Consider the following 8,813-nt stretch of genomic DNA (forward strand, 5'->3'; position numbering starts at 1 on the left):
TCCGGCAATGATGGAAGTGGGCCTACTCCTACTTAACTCTCAAACTCGTCCTACATTTTTTTGGTCATGTCTTTGCTAGCGTTGCTGCCGCGTTCACTGGGTGCACGACAGCAAAGCATTTCGACTGAGACAGAAAGGGCAGGAGATAGGAGTGAAGGATCACTTGAATACTTCAGAGATCAAAGATTCGAAGGGTTATGAATCGCTGCGCACGCGGCTCGATGATCTGGGCAGTTCGATTGAGTTTTTAATCATGGACATCGCTACCCATGTCCCAGTGGATGGGACCCTGCATAGGCGGGTGTTTTCCGCACTCTATGATCGCATCATGGCAGATCAGCGCAATTGGCAGGAAAAGGTCGCACAAGCTCTACCTCCAGCGGCATACCCACAACTCATCGTTCACTGGGATGTTGGAAGTGAGTCTGGTCATGTATTGAGTCCGAATGAGGTCCACGGGCTCCTTCAGACTCAGTGCATGCCCAATACATCACCGTCGCTCTACGAAGAGTTTTGCCATTCGTTGTACTTGGGAGGGCAAAGGACCGAGGGCGCTAAGATTCAGTCGCTTTTCTTGGACTGGGTAGACGGACTGGGGATCAGAGATCAGAGTAGTGTTGTTGTCTTCAATTGGACGACGAGGACAGACGCATTTCGCCGAGGGTCACCGCTTCTAGGCCGTCGATGTTTGACAATATGGAATCCAGTGCGCAGAACATTGGCCGCATTAGCCATCTGTTCGCCAATGCATGAGTAGGTCATTGTGTGTTCCTCGAACAGAATCTGAAACGCACAAGAGACGCCGGATCCAGCATGTATTTCCTCTAACGGCACGAGACTTTCCATAACTGATCGAGTCGGGTGGTGAAGCTCTGACTCATCATTTCTCTACGCATTGCCCAGGCTGGGTTGGCCGGGACACGTGCCGTGCGAAGTGTTCCTCTACCCCAGCGTTGATTGATCTGATCCAGAACGGTCATGACCTTAGTGGCATCTGCGGGTTGAGAAACCGCGAAAAGGTGGTCGGTGTACTCGCCAGGCTGACACAGGTCGAGCAATAGGACTTCAGCCTTGCTGTAATTGAAGCCTGGGCGGAACAGATGATTGAGCGCGTCAACGGCCGATTTCGTCAGCAATCTCACATCGTCTGAGGGGTAGGGCAGGTCGACCACGACACCGTTGGCGTATTTGGCTTCCTCCGGGTTAAACATACCGGTTCGAATGCTCACCCGGATCTTCTTGCATAGCGAATGCCGGGCTCGTAATTTCTCTACGGCTCGCTCCATGTAGGTGGCCACAGCTTCCTTGATTGGAGGAAGACCTTTGAGGCGTTGACCAAACATCTGACTACAGCAAATTTCCTGCTTCGGTGGATCAGGCTCGTCCAGTTCCAAACAGGGCGTGCCAGCGAGTTCTCGTGCAGTTTTCTCTATCACCACACTGAATTTCTTTCGTAGCGTCCACGGATCTGTCCTGGCAAGGTCCATGGCAGTTCTTATACCCATACCCTCCAAGTGCAATTTCATCCGTCGACCGACGCCCCATACTTCAGCAACGTCGGTATTGCGCAGCACCCAGTCGCGCTTGGCTAAATCGCAAATGTTAACCACGCCCCCGGTCTGGGCCTGTAAGCGTTTAGCTGTGTGATTGGCCAGCTTTGCCAAGGTTTTGGTGTGCGCAATTCCTACGCCCACAGGGATGCCGGTGCAGCGCATGAACTGGCTACGGATCTGCCGTCCAAGCGAATCCAGTTGTTCAATATCAGAGAGGTCGGCAAAGGCCTCGTCTTCATCAGGGTAAGTTGGCTGCCTATGGACGTCGGAAAACCCTTATTGTCAAAAGTGATAAACTGATCGCGGCACGTCCATTGGTGTCAATATTTTAGTATATGAAACACTTGATATGTCCATAGTGTATCAATCATCACCCACGTTTTTTCTCACTATTTTCTTTTTGGTAAACCTCTGCAAAAATTTCAGTGATTAAGCGCGTTGGTTTTTGTTTTTTCATTTCTTTGACCTGATTACTCAGGCGTTTTAAATCATCACTGGGTTTTGCCCATTGCTCCCCAGGTAGTGACTCAGACCATGAACGCATGGCCTCAGGCAAAGCTTTGCGCCCGACTTTTGCAATTCGGCGACTTTCCCATTCGACAATTAGATTGGGTAAGGTCCAGAGCGTCATGACGTGGAAGAGATACCAGAAGAACCCGTGAATCCAGCCCACTTCCTTTTCGCGAATCCTGCGATGCAGCCGGGTTCGTGCATTTCGGAAGGTGTGCATCCCTTCGTGGGGTGGATCATTGGGGCCTTGCAAGTCCATGGGGTCTTGAATGCTTTTAAGATCGTTGACCTCATACTCCATGTAGGCGCGCACGGCTTCCCAATGAGCGATTGCCAATGGCAGACCACCGCAGACGAACTCAAGGCTGACCCTCTTACCAGCCTGCTCGAATCCCATGCCCATCCCGTACTGTCGTCGGACGCCATATTGTGTGGCTCCTTGCGCCTCAATCACCCAAGCGGAGAGTGACTCCCAAGGTACGAAAACCAGTGTTTCCGCGTCCGTGGGCATGAAACAGACTTCCCGGCGCTGGCGGTTGAAGCGGGTCGGGATGACGGTTGTGTATTTTTTGTGGTTGTAAAACCACACGATAAGGCCAGTACCGAGTCCCACAAAAAACAACCAGATCGCTGATTCCCGGGCAGCGAAATAAAGGTCTGAGCTGAACTCCAGAACTTCGGTCAACCCATAGCCACTTGATGCGAGGATCAGGGCAGCCACTAACGGAATTCCCAAGGCGATCAAAAGCGCAGCAGTGAACGGTGCTCCCAACGTCAATTGCCATGAGAACACTTGGGGTTTGCCACCGCCGAAGTCCAGGTACGTATCGTTCAGATCGCTTATATAAGGACTGTGTGGTGATGCGTCGGTGGGCAATGGCATCGGTGCCAGGTAACTCGTGGTGCCAGTTGCAAATTGCTCCACGTCCCCGGCGCGATGACCCGTCGTAGCAGCAGCCTCTATCAATTCGACATCAAGGGTTTTAGGCATGCGAAGCGATTTCCAGCATCAATGGTTCTACCGATAGCAATGGCGCGTGGGGTGGTGGCGCAACCAGGTTGATTGCAGGAAAAGCGCCAGTGCCCCTCGGGTCTAGACGGATGTTGTAGTTACGCTGCTGCATCTGTCCATTGGCACCGGTGTTGAGGATGGATACAACCAGCAGCATTTCCTCCCGTGATCTACCCACCATCTGATTATCAGCTTGCGGATAGTTGACGCAAATGACTGTTTGGTCCCCATCTATTCGGCGAACTCCCGCTTCGACAGGTTCACTCAGGATTTCCCAACGTTCGGTTGTCATGGCCCGTTCGTAAGTGATCGTATTGATGCGATACGCCCCGATTTTCAGTTGATGACTTGCATTGCCCACGAGTGGCGGTTGGAACGAACTTACATCAAGCCCTGGCAGCAGCAAGTGAATGTCACCGATCTTCGCTCTGTACAGCAGGTTTTTCCACCAGGAATCGTATTCGATGCGACCGACTTGAACAGACGGTGCCTGCATTATTTCGGTCGGCGAGCGTTGATACGTTGCAAGATCCGAGTTGGTGCGATTGCTCGCATCTTTTCCCCACGGCGTACTTTGCAGCCATCTATCATGGGCACTGATGTTGTAGTAGTTGTAGGCATAGTTTCCACCCAGCTCCAACGCTGTAAAAATTGCACCCGCTAGGTTCGCCCGAAAAAATACGCTCGATAATCGAGCGCCCGATGCTGCCCATGCCGCCGCTCTGACAGCACCCTGTTCGGCAGCCATCACGGTGTAGCTCGCCTGGAGAGTACTGCCCACGCCATATAAGTTGCTGGACAGCAGCCCCGCAGAGCCTGCCATAGACATGATCGCGCCGGTTTGGGCGCCTTTATTTCCGCTGCGAACGGCTTGCTCCCAACTGCTTTGATAACTCTTGAGGCTTACACCGGCAGCGTATACGCCGAGTAGGTAGGTCATCGCACCCAAACCGAGATGTAACTTGCCCATCTGGACATGCAGATGTTCTATCGCATGATTCTGCAATCCCTTTTCAAGTAGGGTGCTTCGCGCGGTGAGCGCCGTATCGAATATTCCCTGGGCTGCGGCAAAACCGGCCGCACCTGTGGCGGCTGCGGCATTGATTACGGGTGTCAGGAGCCGTTTGTCCTTGGTCTGGTTAGCTGTCTCTATCAGTACTTGCCGGAAATTCAGTGCCTGCACGACGAATAGCAGCAATGCTGCGCCATCGCCCATTAAGTTCTGTTTCGGTGCAGCCTTTACGCCGTTGCGGAAGTTGCTCATCAAACCGGATATTTCCTGGTGTTGAGCCGCGGGGAAGACAACAGTTATGCCTGCACGTACCGGTGTCGCCCCATACAGACGGACACTGTTGTCCGCAACCTCGCCGATTGGACTGAGCCCTCCCGCCAGTCGAGTTTGCGTGATGCTCAGCTCCTTGCGAGCCATGACTATTTCAGACTGCAGTTGCACGGCTTTTGGCGATTTATGGCCGTAGGCCCGTTTGGCCGCATCACGCTTGCGATTTAGCGTCTTCAGGTGCGCCTGCTCATCAAGCAGGTCGCTGAGCGTGGTTTGCAGACCATGTTCATCAGCGAGAGAGATGATCTTCGAGAAAACTCGAGCTTCGCCGAAGGATCAAAGGCGATGAAAACTCACCTACACACGGAACGAAAAGGGCGTGTGGGATATGAGTTAAAGCTTCAGCGAATGAGTCAGGAACATAGGCTCAGTTGTGCTGCTTGCGATACCGATTTCTTCGCTCTGTTGGGGATGAAGGCGACACGCGTCATTGAGTGTCATCACCAGTTGCCGCTTTCCCATGAGGATCACACGGGGGAGACGGATCCAGACGATCTTGTGCTTCTGCGTGCCAATTGTCATCGCATCGCTCACACTGACGACAAGCTCTTACGCGTTGAAGCGCTTCGTGATTTCATCCGTTCGTGAGCCCCCGCACCGATTCGGTTTTGCGTTCACCCATCGGCAATGTGCAGCAGGCTTAAACTCTGCCATGGCACACGTCTCCAATTTGCATCTAAGAGGTGGAGGGGGCCAGAAGCGTTCCCCCTCAACAAGGTTCAGGACGCAAATCTGGACGAACACAATCCGCTCGCTGGGGCTTGAGTGTGATTCGCGGCTGCAAAGCTAGCGTGCCATCGGGTTGCAGTTTCAAGGCAGATGCCGCGGTTCTTCCCAACTCCCGGTACGCCCAAAACATATAGGAACTGCTGCTGAAACCTGCCCCTGGAGTGGTCAGTTGAGGGAAAAACAGATACTGATCCTTCGGCCGTATCGTATTGGTGTTGTGGCCATAGTATGCAGTCACGATACAACTGACCGGATATTCAAGTGTTTCGCATTTTTTGTCATTGAATGCACGTCTTACTGCCTGCTGGTCCCAACCCAGTTTAATCAGCCAAATGCGGCTCGGTGGTAGGCCGCTCTCCGGCGGCCAGATGAGTTGTCCGGGCACCACGGGATTCAACCAGGCAGATGTGTTGTACCCCAGTAATTTTGAGTGTGGATTGCCAATCGCACCCTCGCACACTGTGTCGAGTTGCGTCAGTTCACTTGAGAACTTCAAGGTGACTTTTTCTTTCGCCAGCATGCTGCGCAGAGCGCAGAGATCCGCCATGCGTCCTTCAACATCCGCAGCAGCATCTACCACGATCACGTCGCGTGCTCCTCGACGCAGCAAACTGTAGACTCCTAGGTTCTCTGAGTGACCACCATCGCTAAGGTGGAAGCGTTTCGGCGAGTCTTGAAACTGGTTCTGTACCGTCTCGCCCCATTCGGCTAAGGGAAACATGAAGTTGCGCGGGGAGAGGGATTGCGCGTACTTCTCACCAGCGCCTTGTGCATCCAGCGCTGCGGCCGAGGCGCGAACTGAAGTGCCGAGATCAGCAATGCTGGGCACCCCACCGCGCAGGTATCCGGTGAGCTCTGAACCTTGACCAAAGGGTGTGATTTCGAAGATCCGACTTTGGTCAGTGCCGGCGCCTCGTGGGGCATTACTGGCATTCAAAATCCACAGAGGAATCTTGCCTGTTGATTTGTCCTCGTACAGGACCCTCAGTTGCTGCCATGTGGCTTTAGCGGGGTCCAGATGCCAGCCTGATGTCTGCGGTTTGCCGGTATCGTTCGTGTAGCTGAAGTCTTGATAAGCGCTAGTTCGGGGGTTGGGGTTTAGCGCCCAAGCTCGTTCTATACCGTACTGGTAGGCAGAAGGGACGTCCCCGGTTTTGATGAGAGGTGAGAAGAAGACTTCGCCTACACTGGTGATCGCTAGGCGGATCGTTTCCCACCACGGGGCGCCTTGAGCATTGCCAGTAGGAATAGTCTCTGAATATCTGAATACGTCCGGCCAACGCGAGAGGTGAACCTGGCGTCTGTATGGGTCGCCTTCCCGAAAGTGCCTATTCTGCGTGCATTGCTCCATGGACTTGAATCCATCGGTGCCCTGGCCTGCGAGCTCCAATGCTTTTCGTATTTGCTGCTTAGTCTCGAAGCTGTCTTCGCCAGCGGTGGGTGGCTCCTGCCACCACAGAGGGACGCAATCGTTGAAGATGTCGCTGGATGACGTGCCTGCTCTTCGCGCCTCTAAACGTTGGGTGTAGTACCACAGCGCGGTATAGCTTCCTCCCGAAACGGTGGACATGGCGTCGAGTTGGGCGAGAACACCGCTGTCATTCAATCCCTGGAGAACGCCATGCGCAAACATCGCTGCGCGCGTTCCACCTCCAGAGAGGGAAAGTCCCACGGCGATTGGGGCGCCGGACTGAGGTTCGGTCGCGTAGTCAGCACTTAAGGTTTTTGCCGTGATCTGCGCCAGCGGACGCAGAGGTTTGACGCCTGGAGCTTGTCCCTTTCGACCTTCGTCCCACTTCTCGGGAATGGAGCTGCAGTTAGCAAGTACACCGACGAGGCCAAGCACTAGAAAATGCCCGGCGAAAGTGGCCACAGTCCTTGTCATGATCTCAGATCCTGGGTAAGTGCCGCGATCGGGTGGCGCAGCAGCTGAAGTATAGCTGCGAGTAGTCACATACACGTTGGCTTGATCAGGATGGATTGGTGGGGGACAAATCCCCGGCCATTTCTTGAAAAACATATTCGGAAATGACGCTTTGTCGTACGTAAGAACGACCTTAGACTTGCCGCCTTTTGAAAGGCCAACCAAGTGCAAGGAATGCTAAAAGTAAGACTGCTCTCACTGCTCCTCATCCCGTTGATAGGTGCCTGCACAGCACCGCGGATGCTAGATACTGCCACTACATCTGAGCGACTCAAGCCGTCGTCGGGTGATGCGACTGACAACTGCTTGGTTGGGTGTCCAGCGGGCGGTAGCGAGATGACCTTGTATCGTCAGGCCTATACCCTGAACAACAACGGAACCACCAAGTTCGCGAACTGGGTGGCTTACAAGATTACGAAAACAACACCCGCCAGTGGGCGACCTCGTAATTGGAAGACCGATCCAGACGTACCCTCAAGTGAAACACTCACCCCCAGCGACTATAACGGGGCCAGCGCTGCTTTGAAGATCGATCGCGGGCATCAGGCGAACTTGGCATCCTTGGGCGGGACGTCTGATTGGCAGACGCTCAATTACCTGACGAACATCACTCCGCAGAAGGCGGATCTCAACCAGGGCGCGTGGGCTCGGCTTGAGGACCAGGAACGCAATCTCAGCAAAGCCGTAGATGTTGATGCGGTTTATGTGGCCACCGGTCCCCTTTATGAACGAACGATTGGTTCCCTGCCAGGCACTACGAAGGCACACACAATCCCAAGTGGTTACTGGAAGGTCATCTTCATTGGTAATACGCCTGCTACCGGTCTCTACGCCGCGTTCATCATGGACCAGAGTACTCCACGCGCGGCCAATTTTTGTGATTACCAGGCCACCGTTACGGAGGTCGAGAGACGTTCCGGATTGAATCTGTGGAGCGGATTGCCTTCAGATGTACAGGCGGACTTGAAGGTGAGGAGAGGGCTTCTGCCATCAAGAATAGGTTGTGAAGTCTCTCAGCAGACTTCCGCCAGGTAGAGAGTCACGAACTGATAAAGGATAGGTGTGGATCTTCGATCCACACTACTCCGGGCCGAGCCAACCAGCAGTATTACTGGCTGGCCAGCATTGCGTTCTTTATAGCTGGTGATCGTATCGAGCTATTTTCAACATGCCATAAACGTAGTTCAGTTTTTCTTCCGTTGGCTCATCGTTGCGCAGCCATCGAACCTTGATGTCTAGATACTGTGCCCACTCAATCCCTTTCTTGAATCTGCGTCGACTGTCGTTCTTGGCGGCCACTTCGATGAATTGATTTACCAGGTCGTACTGATACTTGCCGGCACGGTATTTGGCATACTCAAACGCGACCTGATAGTGGTCCAAGGCTGCTACGAATTCTCCTTGGCGGTAGTGGTAGACCGCCCGTAGCCAAGGTGCCATCCAGCATAGGTGGTCTTCAAGGCCAAGGGAGTGAATGCGCTCAGCGTATTCGTCGATGGTCGACCAGTGAGTGCATGGGTCATGCTTGAGGGTGAAGCCCTGGTTTAGCATGTCGAAAAAACCCTCAGGCGGGCTCAATAGTAGCGTGCGCTCATAGAGGTCCATGCGGGTGCATACGGCGTTTTTCAAGGTTGTTGTCGCGTCGCCGTCTAACTATGCCGCTCTTTTCTCGGTCTGCTGCTGCCGATCCGGGTTCAACATCACAGTGCCCATCGGCTCCCAGTTTCTTGTCTGGCCAGACCA

At 53.7% G+C, this 8,813-nt stretch carries 6 protein-coding genes and 1 pseudogene; 2 read left to right on the forward strand and 5 right to left on the reverse strand.

What is annotated here, in order from left to right:
• Positions 1-824: 824 nt before the first annotated feature.
• The 3 genes and pseudogenes from AACY50_RS17885 to AACY50_RS17895 all read right to left on the reverse strand — a co-directional run.
• A pseudogene (locus AACY50_RS17885) lies at positions 825-1,787 on the reverse strand (DUF4113 domain-containing protein); the annotation flags it as partial.
• A gap of 136 nt (positions 1,788-1,923) precedes the next feature.
• On the reverse strand, positions 1,924-3,054 hold the full coding sequence (locus AACY50_RS17890) for a hypothetical protein (protein WP_339538927.1): 1,131 nt from the start codon (positions 3,052-3,054) through the stop codon (positions 1,924-1,926).
• A complete protein-coding gene (locus AACY50_RS17895) occupies positions 3,047-4,528 on the reverse strand; it encodes a hypothetical protein (RefSeq protein ID WP_339538928.1) in 1,482 nt (493 codons plus the stop codon). Before AACY50_RS17895 ends, AACY50_RS17890 begins: the two co-directional genes overlap by 8 nt.
• Positions 4,529-4,594: 66 nt before the next feature.
• Between AACY50_RS17895 and AACY50_RS17900 the strand changes: the two genes are divergently transcribed.
• Positions 4,595-5,005, forward strand: coding sequence for an HNH endonuclease (locus tag AACY50_RS17900; RefSeq protein ID WP_339538929.1), 411 nt, complete (start codon positions 4,595-4,597; stop codon positions 5,003-5,005).
• A gap of 121 nt (positions 5,006-5,126) precedes the next feature.
• Here AACY50_RS17900 and AACY50_RS17905 read toward each other — a convergent pair whose 3' ends face one another.
• On the reverse strand, positions 5,127-7,031 hold the full coding sequence (locus tag AACY50_RS17905) for a patatin-like phospholipase family protein (protein ID WP_339538930.1): 1,905 nt from the start codon (positions 7,029-7,031) through the stop codon (positions 5,127-5,129).
• Positions 7,032-7,244: 213 nt separating this feature from the next.
• On the opposite strand from AACY50_RS17905, the gene AACY50_RS17910 reads away from it, so the two are divergent.
• Positions 7,245-8,105 (forward strand): DNA/RNA non-specific endonuclease, encoded by an 861-nt coding sequence (locus tag AACY50_RS17910; RefSeq protein WP_339538931.1) that lies wholly within the window; start codon positions 7,245-7,247, stop codon positions 8,103-8,105.
• A 99-nt stretch (positions 8,106-8,204) separates the two neighbouring features.
• Here the strand turns inward: AACY50_RS17910 and AACY50_RS17915 are convergent, their stop codons facing one another.
• Positions 8,205-8,699, reverse strand: a complete 495-nt coding sequence (locus tag AACY50_RS17915) for a hypothetical protein (protein WP_339538932.1) — start codon at positions 8,697-8,699, stop codon at positions 8,205-8,207.
• Between the last annotated feature and the right edge of the window lie 114 nt (positions 8,700-8,813).

The organism is Pseudomonas sp. RA_15y_Pfl2_54 (assembly GCF_963971015.1).
GTDB classification, from domain to species: Bacteria; Pseudomonadota; Gammaproteobacteria; order Pseudomonadales; family Pseudomonadaceae; genus Aquipseudomonas; species Aquipseudomonas baetica_A.

Bases quoted from the DNA above. Each gene is read 5' to 3' on its own strand.
- AACY50_RS17905 (WP_339538930.1), bottom strand. From the start codon at position 7,031: ATGACAAGGACTGTGGCCACTTTCGCCGGGCATTTTCTAGTGCTTGGC.
- AACY50_RS17890 (WP_339538927.1), bottom strand. From the start codon at position 3,054: ATGCCTAAAACCCTTGATGTCGAATTGATAGAGGCTGCTGCTACGACG.
- AACY50_RS17910 (WP_339538931.1), top strand. From the start codon at position 7,245: ATGCTAAAAGTAAGACTGCTCTCACTGCTCCTCATCCCGTTGATAGGT.